At 57.4% G+C, this 18,686-nt stretch carries 17 protein-coding genes, 1 tRNA gene and 1 riboswitch; of the genes, 14 read left to right on the top strand and 4 right to left on the bottom strand.

Annotated features, from left to right (window positions below; genetic code table 11):
• Positions 1–18: 18 nt before the first annotated feature.
• Positions 19–95 (top strand) — tRNA-Met (locus ACQZ6D_RS17340).
• A gap of 195 nt (positions 96–290) precedes the next feature.
• Positions 291–2,099, top strand: coding sequence for a DNA helicase RecQ (gene recQ / locus ACQZ6D_RS17335; RefSeq protein WP_448729843.1), 1,809 nt, complete (start codon positions 291–293; stop codon positions 2,097–2,099).
• 54 nt (positions 2,100–2,153) lie between these two features.
• Here the strand turns inward: recQ and ACQZ6D_RS17330 are convergent, their stop codons facing one another.
• The gene (locus ACQZ6D_RS17330) at positions 2,154–3,386 is read right to left on the bottom strand and encodes an ROK family transcriptional regulator (protein ID WP_013635209.1); all 1,233 of its coding nucleotides are present in this window, start codon (positions 3,384–3,386) and stop codon (positions 2,154–2,156) included.
• Between the two features lie 266 nt (positions 3,387–3,652).
• Between ACQZ6D_RS17330 and ACQZ6D_RS17325 the strand changes: the two genes are divergently transcribed.
• The 8 genes from ACQZ6D_RS17325 to nrdF all read left to right on the top strand — a co-directional run bounded on the left by ACQZ6D_RS17325 (position 3,653) and on the right by nrdF (position 11,798).
• The gene (locus tag ACQZ6D_RS17325) at positions 3,653–4,675 is read left to right on the top strand and encodes a sugar ABC transporter substrate-binding protein (protein ID WP_003514241.1); all 1,023 of its coding nucleotides are present in this window, start codon (positions 3,653–3,655) and stop codon (positions 4,673–4,675) included.
• A gap of 222 nt (positions 4,676–4,897) precedes the next feature.
• On the top strand, positions 4,898–5,980 hold the full coding sequence (locus ACQZ6D_RS17320; protein ID WP_065703576.1) for an ABC transporter permease: 1,083 nt from the start codon (positions 4,898–4,900) through the stop codon (positions 5,978–5,980).
• A complete protein-coding gene (locus ACQZ6D_RS17315; protein WP_013635211.1) occupies positions 5,980–6,762 on the top strand; it encodes an ATP-binding cassette domain-containing protein in 783 nt (260 codons plus the stop codon). Before ACQZ6D_RS17320 ends, ACQZ6D_RS17315 begins: the two co-directional genes overlap by 1 nt.
• The gene (locus ACQZ6D_RS17310) at positions 6,759–7,388 is read left to right on the top strand and encodes a nucleoside triphosphate hydrolase (RefSeq protein WP_065659734.1); all 630 of its coding nucleotides are present in this window, start codon (positions 6,759–6,761) and stop codon (positions 7,386–7,388) included. The genes ACQZ6D_RS17315 and ACQZ6D_RS17310 overlap by 4 nt, the downstream gene beginning before the upstream one ends.
• Before the next feature lie 131 nt (positions 7,389–7,519).
• Positions 7,520–7,743: riboswitch (cobalamin riboswitch) on the top strand.
• 254 nt (positions 7,744–7,997) lie between these two features.
• Positions 7,998–8,219, top strand: a complete 222-nt coding sequence (gene nrdH / locus ACQZ6D_RS17305) for a glutaredoxin-like protein NrdH (RefSeq protein ID WP_013635213.1) — start codon at positions 7,998–8,000, stop codon at positions 8,217–8,219.
• A gap of 12 nt (positions 8,220–8,231) precedes the next feature.
• Positions 8,232–8,630 carry a class Ib ribonucleoside-diphosphate reductase assembly flavoprotein NrdI gene (nrdI, locus tag ACQZ6D_RS17300; protein WP_003514252.1) on the top strand — a complete coding sequence of 133 codons (399 nt, stop codon included), beginning with the start codon at positions 8,232–8,234 and terminating at the stop codon, positions 8,628–8,630.
• Positions 8,618–10,807: a class 1b ribonucleoside-diphosphate reductase subunit alpha gene (gene nrdE, locus ACQZ6D_RS17295; protein WP_075807520.1), complete on the top strand. Its 2,190-nt coding sequence runs from the start codon at positions 8,618–8,620 to the stop codon at positions 10,805–10,807. The genes nrdI and nrdE overlap by 13 nt, the downstream gene beginning before the upstream one ends.
• A 16-nt stretch (positions 10,808–10,823) precedes the next feature.
• On the top strand, positions 10,824–11,798 hold the full coding sequence (nrdF, locus tag ACQZ6D_RS17290) for a class 1b ribonucleoside-diphosphate reductase subunit beta (protein ID WP_003514262.1): 975 nt from the start codon (positions 10,824–10,826) through the stop codon (positions 11,796–11,798).
• 28 nt (positions 11,799–11,826) lie between these two features.
• On the opposite strand, the gene ACQZ6D_RS17285 is transcribed toward nrdF, so the two are convergent.
• On the bottom strand, positions 11,827–12,939 hold the full coding sequence (locus tag ACQZ6D_RS17285) for an alpha/beta hydrolase (RefSeq protein ID WP_003514263.1): 1,113 nt from the start codon (positions 12,937–12,939) through the stop codon (positions 11,827–11,829).
• Between the two features lie 156 nt (positions 12,940–13,095).
• Between ACQZ6D_RS17285 and recF the strand changes: the two genes are divergently transcribed.
• The 3 genes from recF to ACQZ6D_RS17270 are packed head-to-tail and all read left to right on the top strand — an operon-like array spanning position 13,096 to position 15,486.
• Positions 13,096–14,223 carry a DNA replication/repair protein RecF gene (recF, locus tag ACQZ6D_RS17280; RefSeq protein ID WP_013635217.1) on the top strand — a complete coding sequence of 376 codons (1,128 nt, stop codon included), beginning with the start codon at positions 13,096–13,098 and terminating at the stop codon, positions 14,221–14,223.
• 22 nt (positions 14,224–14,245) lie between these two features.
• Positions 14,246–15,013 carry a molybdopterin-synthase adenylyltransferase MoeB gene (locus ACQZ6D_RS17275; RefSeq protein WP_019564570.1) on the top strand — a complete coding sequence of 256 codons (768 nt, stop codon included), beginning with the start codon at positions 14,246–14,248 and terminating at the stop codon, positions 15,011–15,013.
• Complete coding sequence (locus ACQZ6D_RS17270) at positions 15,010–15,486, top strand: GNAT family N-acetyltransferase (protein WP_025592009.1); 477 nt, start codon at positions 15,010–15,012, stop codon at positions 15,484–15,486. The genes ACQZ6D_RS17275 and ACQZ6D_RS17270 overlap by 4 nt, the downstream gene beginning before the upstream one ends.
• Before the next feature lie 79 nt (positions 15,487–15,565).
• Here the strand turns inward: ACQZ6D_RS17270 and ACQZ6D_RS17265 are convergent, their stop codons facing one another.
• Positions 15,566–16,570: a 2-hydroxyacid dehydrogenase gene (locus ACQZ6D_RS17265; RefSeq protein ID WP_003514267.1), complete on the bottom strand. Its 1,005-nt coding sequence runs from the start codon at positions 16,568–16,570 to the stop codon at positions 15,566–15,568.
• A gap of 180 nt (positions 16,571–16,750) precedes the next feature.
• Here ACQZ6D_RS17265 and ACQZ6D_RS17260 point away from each other — a divergent pair, with 180 nt between their 5' ends.
• Positions 16,751–17,284 carry an SH3 domain-containing protein gene (locus ACQZ6D_RS17260; RefSeq protein WP_448729842.1) on the top strand — a complete coding sequence of 178 codons (534 nt, stop codon included), beginning with the start codon at positions 16,751–16,753 and terminating at the stop codon, positions 17,282–17,284.
• Here the strand turns inward: ACQZ6D_RS17260 and ACQZ6D_RS17255 are convergent.
• A complete protein-coding gene (locus ACQZ6D_RS17255) occupies positions 17,277–18,269 on the bottom strand; it encodes an adenosine kinase (protein WP_003514270.1) in 993 nt (330 codons plus the stop codon). The two genes, ACQZ6D_RS17260 and ACQZ6D_RS17255, sit on opposite strands and share 8 nt — an antisense overlap.
• Between the last annotated feature and the right edge of the window lie 417 nt (positions 18,270–18,686).

The raw sequence follows: 18,686 nt of genomic DNA, 5'->3' as shown, positions 1-18,686 counted from the left end.
AGGGATTTACGCTGGTAACGCGGGGTGGAGCAGCCCGGTAGCTCGTCAGGCTCATAACCTGAAGGCCGCAGGTTCAAATCCTGCCCCCGCAACCAATATTCCAAAAACCCCGTAGCTTAAGCTGCGGGGTTTTCTTTTGCGAAATACCTCAAATAACATCCAAACCTATATAAGTTCGCATCGTCCACAATTGGCGCTCTTTTCTTTGCGACTGATTCAGCTTTTCTGCGTTGCGATAGCCCCTGATTTTGCCATGATGCGTAAACCGTCCAGCTCATAAGAAAGCCAACGTGATCACCGACCCCTTGCAGATTCTCAAGACCGTCTATGGCTACGATACGTTTCGTGGACAGCAGGCCGAAATCATCCGGCATGTGATGGCAGGCAACAATGCTTTTGTATTGATGCCAACAGGGGGCGGTAAGTCGCTTTGTTACCAGATTCCGGCGCTCGCCCGTAAGGGAATGGGGCTGGTTGTTTCGCCCCTGATCGCGCTGATGGTTGATCAGGTCGCCGCCTTGCGTCAGGCAGGTGTGCGGGCAGAAGCTCTCAACTCCGATCTTTCCCCAGAAGAGCGGCGGCTACTCTGGCAGGATATGCGGGCTGGCAAGGTCGATATTCTCTATGCCGCGCCGGAGACCCTTCTTAAGCCGGATGTTCTGGATGCGCTTCAACCTATCAGCCTGTCGCTGATCGCGATCGACGAAGCTCATTGCCTGTCGCAGTGGGGGCACGATTTCCGTCCCCCTTACCGCCAGCTAGACACGTTGATCGAGCGCTTTCCGGAGACGCCACGTATGGCGCTGACGGCGACTGCTGACGAGCCAACCCGCGCCGAAATTCTGGGTCATCTCGGGATCAACGGAAGCGACGCCTTCATAGCCGGATTCGATCGGCCAAATATCCGCTATGCGATCATGGAAAAGGATAATCCACGTACGCAGCTGAAGCGCTTCCTGACGGGTCGCGAAGACGAAAGCGGCATCGTCTATTGCCTTTCCAAACGCAAGGTCGATGAGACGGCAGCCTGGCTGCGTGAGGAGGGGCGCGATGCGCTGCCCTATCACGCCGGCATGGACAAGGGCGCCCGCGAGGCGAACCAGACCCACTTCCAGCATGGTGAAGCGGTCATCATGGTTGCAACCGTGGCTTTCGGCATGGGCATCGACAAACCGGATTTGCGCTTCGTCGTGCATATCGATCTGCCCAGCAGCATCGAAGCCTATTATCAGGAAACCGGCCGTGCTGGCCGTGATGGTCTGCCGTCCGACGTGCTTATGCTTTACGGTTATGAAGACATCGCATTGCGCAACCGCTTTATCGAAGAGTCGGATGCGGGCGACCAGCGCAAAAACATGGAGCGCCGGAAGCTCGATGCGTTGCTTGGCCTCGCGGAAACAGCCGGTTGCCGTCGGCGGGTGCTTTTGTCTTATTTCGGCGATCATTGCGAGCCCTGCGGCAATTGCGACACCTGTGCGGAACCGCCGGACCTGTTTGATGGTGCCATTGCCGCGCAGAAGTTGCTGTCCTGCATTTACCGCACGGGAGAACGTTTCGGCCAGGCCTATGTCATCCGCGTATTGCTGGGCATGGAAGATGAACGGATATCGAGCTTTGGTCACGATCGGATCACCACCTACGGCATCGGCAAAGAGCACGACAATCGCACCTGGCGGGCCATCCTGCGCCAGATGGTTGCGCTGCGCCTGATCGAGGTTGATCTGGCCGGTCACGGGGGATTGTCCATTTCCGAAGAAGGGAGGCGGTTCCTGCGCGAAAAGCCGTCCCTGATGTTGAGGATACCGTCCGCTCCCCGTTCGGCGCGACAACAGACGAATCGCAAGCCCACCGCCATTGTTCTACCGGATGCCGATCGCAGTCTCTTTGAGGCGCTGCGTGCGAAGCGCATGGAAATTGCCCGCGCGCAGAACGTTCCGCCCTATGTGATTTTCCAAGACAAGACACTCATTGAGCTTGCGGCAGCAAGACCGGCCTCTGTGGGAGAAATGGCGCAGATACCTGGAGTGGGAGACACAAAGCTGGAACGATACGGCCCTGCTTTTCTGGCAGCGATCGTGGAACATGCCGCCAGCGAGTGACCATTTGAATCCGGCAAAGAGTCCCACCAGGAAATTTCGGCAGGGCCTGAAACCTCAGCCTGTGGTGTCCTTGAACAGAACATTCTGGTCGATGAGATAACGGGAAAACAGGGGCAGGCTCGCTCCCCCGATAGCCCGGGCCTGGCTGCCGACCGCTCCCTCGATGATCTCCGGCAGCGTAACACCCTGAAGATCGTGATGTTTGAGGGCAAGGCGGGTGGCGGAGACTATTCTTGCTCTGACCCAATCCGGAAAACCGCCATCGATGATGACGCTGGAAAAATCGATGATGGAGGCTGCAGCGATGACGGCTTGCGCAAGGGCCGCGGCCGTTTTTCCGATCCAGCTTTCCAGCGGCTCGCCGAAATCGATCCATTCATCCGGCGAGAACCACAGGGGACGTGGATCGATGCCGCGTTCGCGCAACATGTTTTCCAGAACGAAGATGGAGGCGATTTTCAGAAGCTGGACCGTGTTGCCGTCCTGCCCCTGAACCGGAAGGGGCCCGATTGCACCGGCGGTGCCCGTCTTTCCGGAAAACAGTGCGGAATTTAAAACGACACCGCCACCGATGAAGGATCCGATGAAGATATAGAGAAAATCGGGGTAGTTCTGGCCTGCACCAAAAACCAGTTCTGCACCGCAGGCACTGGTCGCATCGTTCTGCAGGAAAACCGGATAGCTGACGCCATCCGCAATTTCGGCACGGATATCGACGTCGCGCCAGCGCTCCATCTCATTCTGCGGGGCGCCCACCTCCTGCGCCCAGTTCCACAATTCGAACGGTGCGGCAATGCCGACACCGGCAATTTTTTGCCGTTCGGCCGGAGAGAGCTTGGACTCGAGTTCCGTGATACCCTCGATGACGAATGGCAAAATCCATTCCGGCATAGGATAAGGGTAAGTTCTGCGGAGCTTCAGCTTGATCCGGCCGACGAAATCCATCAGCACCAGATCGACGCTGCGACGGCCGATTTTCACGCCAAACGAGAAGACGGCATCGGGATTGAGGCGCATCGGCGTCGAAGGCTGCCCGACTTTGCCGCGCAGTCTTTCGCCACGAATAAGAAGACCGTCACTTTCGAGCGAGCGCATGATGACCGAGACGGTCTGCGCCGAGAGACCGCAAAGCCTGGATATTTCGGCTTTCGACAAGCCGCCGTGGCGGCGAACCAGCGACAGCACAAGCCGCTCGTTATAGGCACGCACCCCGATCTGGTTGGCGCCGCCGCTCATATCCATGTTGGTGGACGGCGCGGGCGGCGCCGTCTCGACAGATTGTCTCATAGTTTCATCCTCCCGCCCGCCATATCCGCCGCGACCAATACATGCAGGCTTTATGGCAATCTTGCTATCGCAACGTTAAACGACGCCGCGATATTCCTCCCTGCCGCTTGTTAGAATGCCATACGGAATTAATAATTCAATCGGATTTATTTATTGACAGCCGTTTCCTTTGGTGGTTCCATCTGTGTCAACGGTCGCTGTTCTCGGAGGAGACGAGATCGTCGGGTAACCGTCACGGTACTCAAACATTCAATGGGAGGATTACAATGAAGACGACTGTTTCCGCTCTTCTGGGCGCGCTTGCGCTCGGCGTTTCTTTCGCGTCCGTCGCGTCCGCCGCCGATACTTCGGTTTGCCTGATTACCAAAACCGACACCAATCCCTTTTTCGTCAAGATGAAGGAAGGCGCAACCGCCAAGGCTAAAGAACTTGGCGTGACGCTGAAGTCCTATGCCGGCAAGATCGATGGCGATTCCGAAAGCCAGGTTGCCGCGATCGAGACATGCATTGCCGATGGCTCCAAGGGTATCCTGATTACCGCATCGGACACCAAGGGCATCGTTCCGGCCGTGCAGAAGGCGCGCGATGCCGGTCTTCTGGTCATTGCCCTCGATACACCTCTCGAACCCGTTGATGCCGCTGACTCCACTTTCGCTACCGACAATCTTCTGGCCGGCGAGCTGATCGGCAAATGGGCTGCCGGCACCCTCGGCGACAAGGCCAAGGACGCGAAAATCGCCTTCCTCAACCTCACGCCTTCCCAGCCAACCGTTGATGTTTTGCGCAACCAAGGCTTCATGAAGGGCTTCGGCATCGACGTGAAGGACATCAACAAGATTGGTGATGAAGACGACAAGCGTATCGTTGGTCATGATGTTACCAACGGTAACGAAGAAGGCGGCCGCTCTGCGATGGAAAATCTGCTGCAGAAGGATCCGACCATCAACGTCGTTCACACCATCAACGAACCTGCAGCTGCCGGTGCTTACGAAGCGCTGAAAGCCGTTGGCCGCGAAAAGGATGTTCTGATCGTTTCCGTCGACGGCGGTTGCCCTGGTGTCAAGAACGTTGCGGAAGGCGTGATCGGCGCAACGTCTCAGCAATACCCGCTGCTGATGGCGGCACTCGGCGTGGAAGCCGTCAAGAAGTTTGCCGACACCGGTGAAAAGCCGAAGCCGACCGCAGGCAAGAACTTCTTCGACACCGGCGTAACGCTGGTAACCGACAAGCCGGTCAAGGGTCTCGATTCGATCGACACCAAGGAAGGCCTGAAGAAGTGCTGGGGCTAATACTTTACCGTTGAAATCAGCGGGGGCAATTTGCCCCCGCCCTTGAACCGGAATGGTTAAAAAGAACGATCTGGGTGATCGGACAGGAACAAACGAGCGCGCTCGACGTCCGTGGACGTAACTGAGGCACGCTTCTCAACAGTTTGAATCTACGCATTGTCCCCTCTGGAAAATAATCCCGGGTTCGGGGCTGATGCGATGGAGCGATCGGGAGGAAAATCCATGAGCGATCAGCCAGTGCGGGCTCAACCGCATAATGAATTTGAAAAAGTGCTGTCGGGAAGTTCGACCCAGGTCGCTGCTTTCGATACGCACAACAAGAGTTTGCTTGAAAAATTCCAGCACTTTCTGCATTCCAGCCCGGCGGCCGTACCGCTGATCGTTCTGGTGTTGTCGCTGGCTGTCTTCGGCATGACCCTGGGCGGTAAGTTTTTCTCGGCCTTTTCGCTGACCCTTATCCTTCAGCAGGTGGCAATCGTCGGCATCGTCGGCGCGGCACAGTCGCTGGTCATTCTGACAGCAGGTATCGATCTTTCGGTCGGTGCGATCATGGTTCTGTCCTCCGTCGTCATGGGACAGTTTACGTTCCGCTATGGTTTGCCTGCCGAACTCTCGATTGTCTGCGGTCTCGCAGTCGGCGCATTTTGTGGCTTTATCAATGGCGTGCTGGTTTCGCGCATGCGGCTTCCGCCCTTCATCGTTACACTGGGCATGTGGCAGATCGTGCTGGCCACCAATTTCCTCTATTCGGCCAACGAAACGATCCGCTCACAGGATATCGTCCAACAGGCGCCCATTCTCCAGTTTTTCGGCAACAATATCCGCATCGGCAGCGCCGTCTTCACCTATGGCGTCATTGCGATGGTTCTGCTGGTTGCCCTGCTCTGGTATGTGCTGAACCGCACCGCCTGGGGTCGACATCTCTATGCAGTGGGTGATGATCCTGACGCAGCCGAACTTGCCGGCGTTAACGTCAAGCGCATGCTGACGACCGTCTACACACTTTCCGGGCTTATCTGCGCCTTCGCGGGCTGGGCTCTCATCGGCCGCATCGGCTCGGTATCGCCGACCGCCGGTCAGTTCGCCAACATCGAATCCATCACCGCAGTGGTCATCGGCGGCATATCGCTGTTTGGCGGACGCGGCTCGATCATGGGCATGATCTTCGGCGCGCTGATCGTCGGTGTCTTCTCTCTCGGCCTGCGACTTATCGGAACAGACCCACAATGGACCTATCTGTTGATCGGCGTCCTTATCATCTTGGCTGTCGCAATCGACCAGTGGATCAGAAAGGTAGCAGGCTGATGGCAAAAGAACCTATCCTCACAGCACGCAATCTCGTTAAACGCTACGGTCGTGTGACTGCGCTCGACAATGCCGATTTTGACCTTTATCCGGGCGAAATCCTCGCCGTCATCGGTGATAACGGTGCTGGAAAATCCTCTCTCATCAAGGCGATTTCCGGTGCGGTGACACCCGATGAAGGGGAGATCAGGCTTGAAGGCAAGCCGGTACAGTTCCGCTCGCCGATCGAGGCGCGCAAGGCTGGTATCGAAACCGTTTATCAGAACCTTGCGCTGTCTCCCGCATTGTCCATAGCCGACAATATGTTTCTCGGCCGTGAAATCCGCAAACCCGGTATTCAGGGAAGCCTGTTCAGGGCACTGGACCGTCCGGCGATGGAAAAGTTTGCCCGTGAGAAACTCTCTGAACTCGGCCTGATGACGATCCAGAACATCAATCAGGCGGTGGAAACCCTCTCCGGCGGCCAGCGCCAGGGTGTTGCGGTGGCGCGTGCAGCCGCCTTCGGCTCCAAGGTCGTCATCCTTGACGAACCGACAGCGGCGCTCGGCGTCAAGGAAAGCCGCCGCGTTCTCGAGCTTATTCTGGATGTACGCGCGCGAGGGCTACCGATCGTTCTCATCTCGCACAACATGCCGCATGTTTTCGAGGTTGCTGACCGGATTCATATTCATCGGCTGGGCAAGCGTTTGTGCGTCATCAATCCGAAGGACTATACCATGTCCGACGCCGTCGCCTTCATGACGGGCGCCAAGGAAGCGCCAAAGGAAACGCTGGCCGCATGACGTTGAAGCTTGAAACGATCGTCGAAGACGTTCTTCGGCGGGCTGAGGATAAATCTCGTTTTATCATTGCCATTGCCGGTCCCCCTGGGGCCGGCAAATCCACGCTGGCGGATGCCCTGTGCGGTGCCCTCGTGGCGCGCGGCGAGGCTGCGGCTGTCCTGCCCATGGACGGCTTCCATATGGATAACGGTATTCTCGAAGAACGGGGGCTCTTGCCGCGAAAAGGCGCACCGGAGACCTTCGACGTGCGCGGCTTTCTTGATATCGTCTCCGCAGTTCGTCAGGGCGGGCAGGAAGTTCTTGTCCCGGTTTTTGACCGCTCCCGCGAAATTGCCATTGCCTCCGCTCGCGCCATCGCGCCAGAAACACGCTTCATTCTTGCCGAAGGCAACTATCTGCTGTTGAACGAGGCGCCGTGGACGAAGCTTTCCGGCAGCTTCGATCTTACCGTCTTCGTAGGCCCATCCGTTGCGGTGCTCGAGGAACGCCTGCGGGATAGATGGCAGGGCTATGGTCTCGATGCGACCGAGATTCACGCCAAACTGTTCGAAAATGATCTTCCCAACGGAAAGCGGGTGATTGAGAACTCCCGCCCCGCCGATATTCGCATCGATATCTGGGAATAACCCGCCGCTTCCGTCCGTAGGCGGCATCGAGCATTCACCGTTAAGCCTTTGTTGACCATGTGTTGAATCTTTTTGATCCACAGGGTGGGGCTTTCGCATGTCTAATTATTGACGAAAAAAATTCATCATATACTATATGTGGTGTTCAAGGTTCTTTCGATTCGCAAGCGTCGGGAGCTAAGACGGGAATTCGGTGCGCAACACCATTATGGTGAAGCAATGCCGAAACTGCCCCCGCAACTGTAAGCGGTGAGCATCGTTCCGATTTGAGCCACTGGCGCTAAAAGCTCCGGGAAGGTGGGAATGGATGTTTTGACCCGCAAGTCAGGAGACCTGCCTTGAGCGAAAACGTCCACGGGCGGGGTGTCCGGAAGGAAGGTGTATGACGCAAATGAATTGCGTGCGCCCTTTTCTGCCCCCTCCAGAACAAGCTTCGGGGTGAAGTCATGCCAGTGCATTTTTATGAGTTTCTACGCTCGTCGGCGTAGACAGCGATCTTACGCGGCCTGAGCCGCGCCTCGCCAGAATGACAGAACCATCGCCACCCGCTTGTGATTGCAGGCGGGCAATGTTGAGCCGTGCGTAAAGGCGGCTTCGAAAGAGGAAACAATGACCGTCACCGTTTACAGCAAACCCGCCTGCGTTCAGTGCACTGCCACCTATCGTGCGCTTGACCGCATCGGTGTCAGCTACGAGATCGTCGATATCTCAGAAGACGCGGATGCCCTCGATCGCGTTCGCGGCCTTGGTTACATGCAGGTTCCCGTGGTCGTTGCCGGCGAACGCCATTGGGCGGGTTTCCGTCCGGACATGATTGGCTCGATCAGCTGAGGAGGCGATGCGATGGGGCTGATCGTCTATTATTCCAGCCGGTCTGAGAACACTCATCGCTTCCTTCAAAAACTGGGGCGACGATTGCTTCGCCTGCCGCTCGGCGCCGAGGAAGACGTTCCTCACGTGTCGGAGCCCTATGTTCTCGTCACCCCCACCTATGGGGGCGGCGGCATGAAAGGAGCGGTACCGAAACCGGTTATCCGGTTTTTGAACGAGCCCTCAAACCGAAATCTCATTCGCGGCGTCATCGCGGCGGGAAATACGAATTTTGGCGCAGCTTTCGCATCCGCCGGAGATATCGTGTCGCGTAAATGCGCGGTGCCGTTTCTCTACCGCTTCGAGCTTCTCGGCACGGAGGAAGATGTCGCCAACGTCAATCATGGATTGGAACGATTTTGGACACGCTGACCTCGAGCGCGGTGCGCAACACGGATGCCAAACAACAAGTAACCGCTGCGCAGAAACACCTGGACGCGGGACTGGACTATCACGCGCTGAACGCGATGCTGAACCTCTACGATGAAAACGGGAAGATTCAGCTCGACAAGGACCGCCTTGCGGCACGGCAATATTTCCTTCAGCACGTCAACCAGAACACGGTGTTTTTCCATAATCTCAGGGAAAAGCTCGATTATCTCGTGACCGAGGGATATTACGAACAGGAGGTGCTGGACCAGTATTCCTTCAATTTCGTCCGTGACCTCTACGACGAGGCCTATGCCAGAAAGTTCCGTTTTCCGACATTTCTCGGCGCCTTCAAATATTATACGTCCTATACGCTGAAGACCTTCGACGGAAAGCGTTACCTGGAGCGTTATGAGGACCGCGTCTGCATGGTGGCGTTGGCTCTGGCGCGTGGCGACGAGCAGCTTGCCCGCGATCTGATGGATGAAATCATTTCCGGCCGCTTCCAGCCGGCAACCCCGACCTTTCTCAACGCTGGCAAGAAAAGCCGCGGTGAGCTGGTTTCGTGTTTTCTGCTGCGTGTGGAAGACAATATGGAAAGCATCGGCCGGTCCATCAATTCAGCATTGCAGCTTTCCAAGCGTGGCGGTGGCGTAGCACTGTCCCTGACCAATATTCGCGAAGCCGGCGCGCCGATCAAACAGATCGAAAACCAGTCCTCTGGCGTCATTCCTGTCATGAAGCTGCTGGAAGATTCGTTCTCCTACGCCAACCAGCTTGGCGCGCGCCAGGGCGCTGGCGCGGTCTATCTGCATGCCCATCACCCGGACATCATGCGTTTCCTCGATACCAAGCGCGAAAACGCCGACGAAAAAATCCGCATCAAAACCCTTTCGCTCGGCGTGGTGATCCCTGATATCACCTTCGAACTCGCGAGAAACAACGAGGATATGTACCTGTTCTCGCCGTATGATGTTGAGCGGGTCTATGGCGTGCCGTTTACCGAGATTTCCGTCAGCGAAAAATATCAGGAAATGGTCGCCGACAGCCGCATCCGCAAGAAGAAGATAAAGGCACGCGAGTTCTTCCAAGTCATCGCAGAAATCCAGTTCGAAAGCGGTTATCCCTATATCATGTTCGAGGATACGGTGAACCGCGCCAATCCGATCGCCGGCCGTATCAGCATGAGCAATCTTTGCTCGGAAATCCTACAGGTCAGCGAGGCGAGCGAGTTCAACGACGATCTCTCTTACAGCCATATGGGCAAGGATATTTCCTGCAATCTCGGCTCGCTCAACATTGCTTCAGCAATGGATTCGGCTGATTTCGGCAAGACGATCGAAACCTCCATCCGGGCGCTGACGGCCGTTTCTGACATGAGCCACATCTCGTCTGTCCCTTCCGTGGAAAAGGGCAATGATGCGAGCCACGCCATCGGGCTTGGTCAGATGAACCTGCATGGCTATCTGGCGCGCGAGCGCATCTTCTACGGCTCCGAAGAGGGCATCGATTTCACCAATATCTATTTCTACACGGTGACCTATCACGCCATCCGCGCCAGCAATCGCCTTGCCACTGAAAGGGGCCAGAGCTTCAAGGGCTTTGAAAACTCCAAATATGCCTCGGGCGACTACTTCGATAAATATACCGACCGGGAATGGCTGCCCGCGACGGAAAAGGTCCGCGACCTTTTTGAGAAAGCTGGCATTTCCATTCCGACACAGGAGGACTGGAAAGCGTTGAAGCAGGCCGTCATGGAGACCGGCCTCTATAACCAGAACCTTCAGGCCGTGCCGCCCACAGGCTCGATCTCCTATATCAACCACTCGACCTCCTCGATCCATCCCATCGTCTCGAAGATTGAAATTCGCAAGGAAGGCAAGATCGGCCGTGTTTATTATCCAGCTTCCTACCTTTCGAACGACAATCTCGAATATTATCAGGATGCCTACGAAATCGGTCCGGAAAAGATCATAGATACCTATGCGGCGGCCACCCAGCATGTCGATCAGGGCCTGTCGCTGACACTGTTCTTCCGCGATACGGCAACGACGCGCGATATCAACCGGGCGCAGATCTACGCCTGGAAAAAAGGCATCAAGACCATCTACTACATCCGTTTGCGCCAGATGGCGCTGGAAGGCACGCAGGTTCAGGGCTGCGTATCCTGCACGCTCTGAATTGAGGGACAAGACAATGAACATTGCCGTAAAACCCGCGTCCCGTATTCGCGCGGTCAACTGGAACCGCATCGAGGATGACAAGGATCTCGAAGTCTGGAATCGCCTGACATCGAATTTCTGGCTACCGGAAAAGGTGCCGCTCTCCAACGATATCCCGTCCTGGGGAACGCTGAAGCCGGAAGAGCAGACCCTGACGATCCGCGTCTTCACCGGGCTGACATTGCTGGACACGATCCAGAACGGCGTCGGTTCCGTGCGCCTGATGGCGGATTCGGCGACGCCGCACGAGGAGGCGGTGCTTTCCAACATCTCCTTCATGGAGGCGGTCCACGCCCGCTCCTATTCCTCGATCTTCTCGACGCTCTGCTCCACGCCTGACGTCGATGACGCCTATCGCTGGTCGGAGGAGAACGAATTCCTGCAACGCAAATCCGCGCTCATCATGCGCGAATATGATAGCGGAAATCCGTTGAAAATGAAGGTCGCCAGCGTGTTTCTGGAGAGCTTCCTGTTCTATTCCGGCTTCTACCTGCCAATGTTCTGGTCAAGTCGCGCCAAGCTTACCAACACGGCCGATTTGATCCGTCTCATCATTCGCGATGAGGCCGTGCATGGCTATTACATCGGCTACAAGTTCCAGCGCGCGCTCGAACGTCTGGGCGAAGCGGAAAAACAGGAGATCAAGGATTTCGCCTTCGATCTTTTGCTCGAGCTTTACGACAACGAGGCCAAATATACCCAAGACCTCTATGACGGCGTTGGCCTGACGGAGGACGTCAAGCAGTTCCTGCATTACAACGCCAACAAGGCCTTGATGAATCTGGGTTACGAGGCGCTGTTTCCGCCCGAGGCTTGCCGGGTCAATCCTGCGATCCTCTCGGCGCTGTCTCCCAATGCCGACGAGAACCACGACTTCTTCTCCGGCTCCGGCTCTTCTTATGTCATCGGCAAGGCGGTCGCCACAGAAGACGAAGACTGGGATTTCTGAACCGGTTGTCGCCAAGAACCCGCAAAAGTTATTGCGGGTTCACGACCTGGCTCGCAAGCCGGAAGGGGCTGGATACTGTTGCCCCGATAGCATCGAACACAAAGGCACCCGCGCGGCCTATGCCGTTTTCGCCGTTGCCGTTCCGGCTCGCCTCCAGTTGTGGCACCAGCGACGCGAGTGCCGCATAGCGGTCGTGGTTGAGCGGATCCGATGCCTTGAGCTTGGAGATGTCAACGAACTGAACGCCCTCTTTCAGGGCGGCTTCCTGCACTTGAGGATCGGTCACATCCAGCGCGCCTATGCGGGTGACGTCGGCCCCCAGGATGGAGGAAGCCTTCAGGGCGCGGTCGTCCTTGGAGACGAGAATGGTGAGCGGCGGATTGAGCCTTCCCACCACCTCGATCTGCTTGCGGAAAACATCGGCGTCGATATCCGGCGCGGCCAGCACTACCTGTAGTTTGGAGAGCACATCGTTCCTGCCTTCGAAGCGCAATTGTCGCAGCGCTTCCATGACCAGCCAGCCGCCCATGCTGTGACCGAACACGACAATGCTTTTTTTCGGTGTTTGCCTGGTAAGGTCGGTCAGCACCGTGGCCAGCGCGTCTCGCGAATAGGTCGCTGATTCCTTGTCGGCCACGTAACCGGTGACGCTCGCCTGGGACGGCCAGGAAAAGACCAGCGGCACACCATCCATATTGGCATCGGCTGCCATTTGTGCCGCACGGAACAAGGCTTCCTGATAGCTGTAATTATAGCCATGCACAAAAAGCGCAATCTGCTTGCCGGAGCGGGTGACGTCGCCAAGATCGGAATTGAAACGCGTTTTCGTCAGCATATCGGCTTTGGTGACGACAAAATCCTTGCTCGGGTTCGGCTTACCTTTGGACCATTCGATATTTCCGCTTTTATGGCTGGGAGGAATGGAAATGTCGAAGCGCGCATAATTCAGCTCAGCCGCCCGCCCAGCGCTAAAGCCCTTTTTGGCCTCGTTGTTTTTCTCCCGCGTGCTCGCCACATAGGCTGTCACGATTTTCGTATCGGTGGTCTTGGTGTTTATGGCCTGCAACACATCCGCCCCCGGCCTGCCCGCGCAGGATGAAAGAAGGCTGAGAGCGAGGAGGAGCGAAAAAATCAGGCGCATGGATGGGGTTACCGATAATGAGGGACCACGCATAAATAACCGGCCGCTCAAAAAGTTGCTACTGGAGACTGGATTGCGGTGTGGTTGCATTATGTTCAATGCGGACGACGCATTCCCCACCTTGCTATCCAGCTATGTTCGTTTTAGGCCGTACAGATGACGAATAAGGTGTCGCTTTTACGGCTGAAACTCACGGACTTCCGCAACTATGCGGCGGCGTCGCTTGCGCTGGATGACCGCCACGTGGTGCTGACGGGTGACAACGGTTCCGGCAAGACCAATCTCCTGGAGGCCGTTTCGTTTTTGTCGCCCGGAAGGGGCCTGCGCCGCGCCACCCTGTCCGATGTCACGCGAGTGGGGGCGGAGGCCGCCGGTTTTTCGATTTTTGCGGATGTCGACGGCATGGACGGCGAGGTCGCCATCGGAACCGGGATCGAGGGTGACGGCGAGGTAGTGTCGCGCCGCCTGAGGCTGAACGGGACATCGGTGAAGTCTGTCGATGAATTGACGGATCATCTGCGGGTGCTGTGGCTGACGCCTGCCATGGATGGGCTTTTTACCGGTTCATCCTCGGATCGCCGGCGTTTTCTCGATCGGTTGGTGCTCTCGCTCGATCCCGCGCATGGGCGGCGGGCAAGCGACTTCGAAAAGGCCATGCGCGGCCGCAACCGTCTGCTTTCGGAAGGCCGTTTCGATCCGGTCTGGCTGGACGGTATTGAGAAGCAGATGGCGGAACTCGGCATTTCGATGGCGCTCGCGCGCTATGAAATGTTGGGTCTTTTGAAGAGCCTCATCGAAGGCCGTTCCGGCAATGCTGCCTTCCCCTCTGCAGCGCTGGCGCTCTCGGGTTTCATGGACGACACGCTCAACCGGCCGGCTGTCGATCTGGAAGACGAGTATAGGCTTACGCTGCGCGAAGGCCGGTATCGAGACGCGGCGGCAGGCCGCACGCTTGATGGACCGCACCGTGTCGATCTGTTCGTGCGCCATGCGGAAAAGAACATGGAGGCAGAGCGTTGCTCGACTGGAGAACAGAAGGCGCTGCTGGTGGGATTGGTGCTTGCGCATGCCCAGCTCACCGCCAACATGACCGGCCATGCGCCGGTTCTGCTGCTCGACGAAATTGCCGCGCATCTGGATGAGGGCAGGCGGGCGGCTCTGTTCGATCTCATTCACGCGCTCGGTGGTCAGAGTTTCATGACCGGAACGGATGCGGCAATGTTCTCCGCCCTTGGCGACAGGGCGCAATTCTTCAATGTCTCCCACGGGGGCATCACGGCATGACGGCGAAAAAATGGAGTGCGACATGGACCCGCTGAGCCCGGACGAAATCGAACGCTACAAGCGCCATATTCTCTTGCCGGAAATCGGCGGTGCCGGGCAGCAGCGTCTGAAGGCCGCGCGGGTGCTGGTAATCGGGGCTGGTGGCCTCGGCGCGCCTGTCCTTCATTATCTTGCTGCAGCCGGTGTTGGCACGCTTGGCCTGATCGATGACGACGTGGTCTCCCTTTCCAATCTCCAGCGGCAGGTGATCCACGATACCGGCACGATCGGTGAGCTGAAAACGGCAAGCGCCCGCGCAGCCATCGCCCGGCTCAACCCGCATGTGCGTACCCTTGTTTTTGAGGAGCGTTTTTCGCAGGTCTGGGCGCACACCCATCTGCCATCCTTCGATCTCCTTATCGACGGTTCTGATAATTTCGACACACGTTATGCCGCTGCCGATGCCGCAGAGGCTGCTAAAAGGCCGCTGGTAACGGGCGCTGTCGGCCGTTTCGATGGTTCGGTAACGGTGCTCAAACCCTATGAGGCGGGTGCCGATGGTAATCTGCTGCCGGGGTATCGCGATCTGTTTCCCGAGCCACCGCCGCAGGGGCTTATTCCGAATTGCGCGGAAACGGGCATCGTCGGCGCTTTGACCGGCGTGATCGGCACGATCATGGCCATGGAGGCCATCAAGGTGATCACCGCTGCCGGCGAGCCATTGGTCGGCCGCCTGCTTCTCTATGACGCCCTGTCGGCCCGCTTCGAAACCGTGCGTTACAAGCGCCGCCCTGCTGGAAAAAAAACATGACCGAGATCACAAGGATTGGCGAAGAATTCGAGCGCTGGCAGGAGCTGCTTGCCCTTATCATGTCGTCCTTCGCCTATATGGACGGTGTCATCGACCCACCATCGTCCGCTCACCGTTTGACGCTCGAAAATCTCGCGGAGAAGGCGAGAGCGGAGACCGCTTTCGTGGCGCTGGATGGTGATGAGATTGTTGGCTGCCTGTTTTGCCGGCAGGAACCACCGGCCTGCCTTTACGTCGGCAAGCTGTGCGTCTCCCTGAAAGCGCAGGGCAAAGGCATCGGCAAAATGCTTCTGGAACGGGCCGAAGCATTGGCCCGCGAATCGGCGTTACCGGCGCTGCGGCTGGAAACGCGCATCGAGCTTGTCGGCAATCACGCGAAATTCGCCGCCTGGGGTTTCATCAAAACCGCTGAAAACGCCCATCCGGGTTACGACCGCACGACTTCGATTGAAATGACGAAATTCCTCGGCTGAGACGGCTCAATTTTTGATCCGCTTAAAAGCCTGCTTCTCCCTCCCACGTCACGAGCAGACACGGCTTGTCTGAACCGGTTCAGTTCCGCCCCGGCAGCACCCGGTTCGGCGGTCGGTGTCCGTCGAAAAGCGTGCGGATGTTGATGATAACCTTGTCACCCATCTCGATGCGTCCCTCGATCGTTGCCGAGCCCATATGGGGAAGCAGCACGACCTTCCCTTCTCTCGCGAGCTTGATGAGCTTGGGATTGATTGCCGGCTCGTTCTCGTAGACATCAAGACCGGCTCCGGCGATCTTTCCGTCGCGCAGGCACTGGATCATTGCCGCCTCATCGATGATATCGCCGCGCGCCGTGTTGACGATGTAGCTTGTCGGCTGCATCAGCGCGAGCCGTCGTGCCGAGATCAGGTGATAGGTCGCAGGTGTGGAGGGGCAATTGACGGAAACAATATCCACCCGCGCCAGCATCTGGTCGAGGCTATCCCAATAGGTTGCCTCAAGCTCCGCTTCCGTCGCCGGGTTGACGCGCTTGCGGTTGTGATAGTGTATGGAGAGGCCGAAAGCCTTGGCGCGCCGCGCAACTGCCGTACCGATGCGGCCCATGCCGACAATGCCGATGCGTTTGCCGGAAATGCGCCGTCCCAGCATCCAGGTCGGCGACCAGCCCAGCCATTCGTCGGCGCCATTGGCAAGCACACGCGTGCCTTCGATCAGACGGCGCGGCACGGCCAGCACCAGCGCCATGGTGATATCGGCGCTGTCTTCGGTCAGCACATTGGGCGTGTTGGTCACGGTGATGCCCTTTCGGGCGGCCGCGTCCACATCCACATGGTCTATGCCGTTTGAGAAGCTGGCGATCAGCTTCAGTTGCGGCCCTGCTTTCTCGATCATGGCAGCGGTGATGCGGTCCGTGACCGTCGGCACCAGAACGTCGACCCGCTGCATGGCGGCCACAAGCTCTTCCTCGCGGCGCTGCGTATCGTCGATATTCAGTTCGGCATCGAAGAGTTCCCGCATTCTGGTTTCGACGACGTCAGGCAATTTGCGGGTGATATAGACTGTCGGTCTCTTCTTGTGGGTCATCGTTTGCCGCTGCCTTGTTCAGAAGTCATTAACCAGAAAGAGCGATAATTTCTTTCAATCAGGGCGTTTCTACCAGACCCACCGGCGAAGACAAATAAAACTCGCCGAAGCTTGAGGCGTGTGGAAACGAGCCTCCTCGAATTTAATCCGGTTTGCAGAAGGCAGGAAACGGAAATGGGCATGCGCAGTGTGGTTTCTATGGTTTGCATTGCATTGTCTCTGGGCCTCTTTGGTGTGGGGAACGAGGCCATGGCGCAAGGCGCTGCCAAAGGCGCAAGCGGCCTGCCTTTGCCGCGTTTTGTCAGCCTGAAATCCAAGCGCGTCAACATGCGCATCGGACCCAGCACGGATTATGCCGTTTCCTGGATGTATATGAAATCGGGAATGCCGGTTGAAATCATTCAGGAATATGAGAACTGGCGGCGTATCCGCGATGCCGATGGCACGGAAGGCTGGGTTAACCAGGCGCTGCTCTCCGGCGAGCGCACGGCCGTCGCCGCGCCGTGGATGCGCGGCAAGGGCAAGGATGTCTACGTGAACATGCGCCGCGACGCACAGTCGGGCGCCTCCGTCATCGCCCGGCTGGAGCCGGGTGTCGTCTTCAGGATCGGTGAATGCAACGGAGACTGGTGCCGCGCCGAGGCCGGTCAGGCCTCAGGCTGGGTGTCGCAGGGTGAAATCTGGGGTGCTTATCCCGGCGAGGCCTTTAAATAAGGCCGTTTTTCTCGCCCAGCGCCTTGAGCGATGACATCGGACGCGGCCCGACCTGCTGAATGACGGCGGCAGCAGCAAGGCAGCCGAGTTTGCCGCAATCTTCCAGAGACCGATCCTGCGTGTAACCGAACAGGAAGCCGGCGGCGAAAAGATCGCCGGCACCCGTTGTGTCGACCACGTCATACACCGGATAGGCTTCTACCTTCACGCGTTCCGTGCCGCGCAGGATAACGGCACCTTCTTCGCTCATCGTCACCGCTGCGATCTTGCAATCGGCAGCGATTTTCGTCAGCGCCAGCTCGAAATCGTCGGTTTCATAAAGCGAGAGAGCTTCCTGCTTGTTGGCGAAAACGATGTCCACGGTGCCGGAACGCATCAGGTCGAGAAATTCTTCGCGGTATCGGCCAACGCAGAAACTGTCTGAAAGCGTCATGGAGACTTCACGGCCGTTCTCATGCGCAATGCGGGCGCAATCGCGAATGGCATCCTTGGCGCGCGGTGGATCCCACAGGTAACCTTCGAAATAGGTGACCTTCGTGTTCGCCACGACGTCTTCTTCTACATCTTCCGGACCGAGATCGACGCAGGCGCCGAGATAGGTGTTCATAGAGCGCTCACCGTCTTCCGTGACGAAGATCATCGAGCGGGCAGTCGGCGGAAACGTGCCTTCCGGCTTCGTTTCGAAATAGACGCCCTGCGCGCGGATATCGTGTTGGAAGATTTCGCCGAGCTGATCTTCTGCCACCTTGCCGAAATAAGCCGCCCTGCCACCGAAATTCGCCACGCCCGCCGCCGTGTTGCCCGCACTTCCGCCGGAGGCCTCGAGCGCGGGTCCCATCAGCGAATAGAGCAGTTCGGCCCGCTCCGCGTCGATGAGGTTCATCGCGCCCTTGGTGATGGCGTTATCATTGAGGAAGCGATCATCACAACGGGAAATGATGTCGACGATGGCATTGCCGACAGTCAGTACGTCGAATTTCGTCATAGGCCCTATCCGGTTTGCAGGGTGCACATTTTTGAACGGTCTTAAACAATTCTGGCGGCAAGAAAAGCCCAAAGGGAAAATATGCGGTTCTCCACCAGAGACAGAAACGCGTCATGTGCCTGTAATGTGGTTAAGCTATCACTCCGATCAGAGCAAACGGTGCGTGAATACGGACCAGAATAGAAGACATGAGGTCTTCTGGCTCACCCGTTATCTCCGTCACGGATGTACTGACGGCGTATAACGGATATGACAAAAGGCGGGGGAAACCCCGCTTTTTCTTTTGGTCCACCTTTGGTGCGCCCCTTTCTAGAGTGCCGCAAGCGGGTTTTCATTATAGACTGTACTCGAAAAACCGACCGCAGCGCCACTTGATCCAGTGACCGGTTTTGAGGGGCTTTCTGCAAAAATACCTGA

It is taken from the genome of Agrobacterium sp. 22-3639C2 (assembly GCF_053522105.1).
This window is presented reverse-complemented; position numbering and strand designations above follow the sequence as displayed.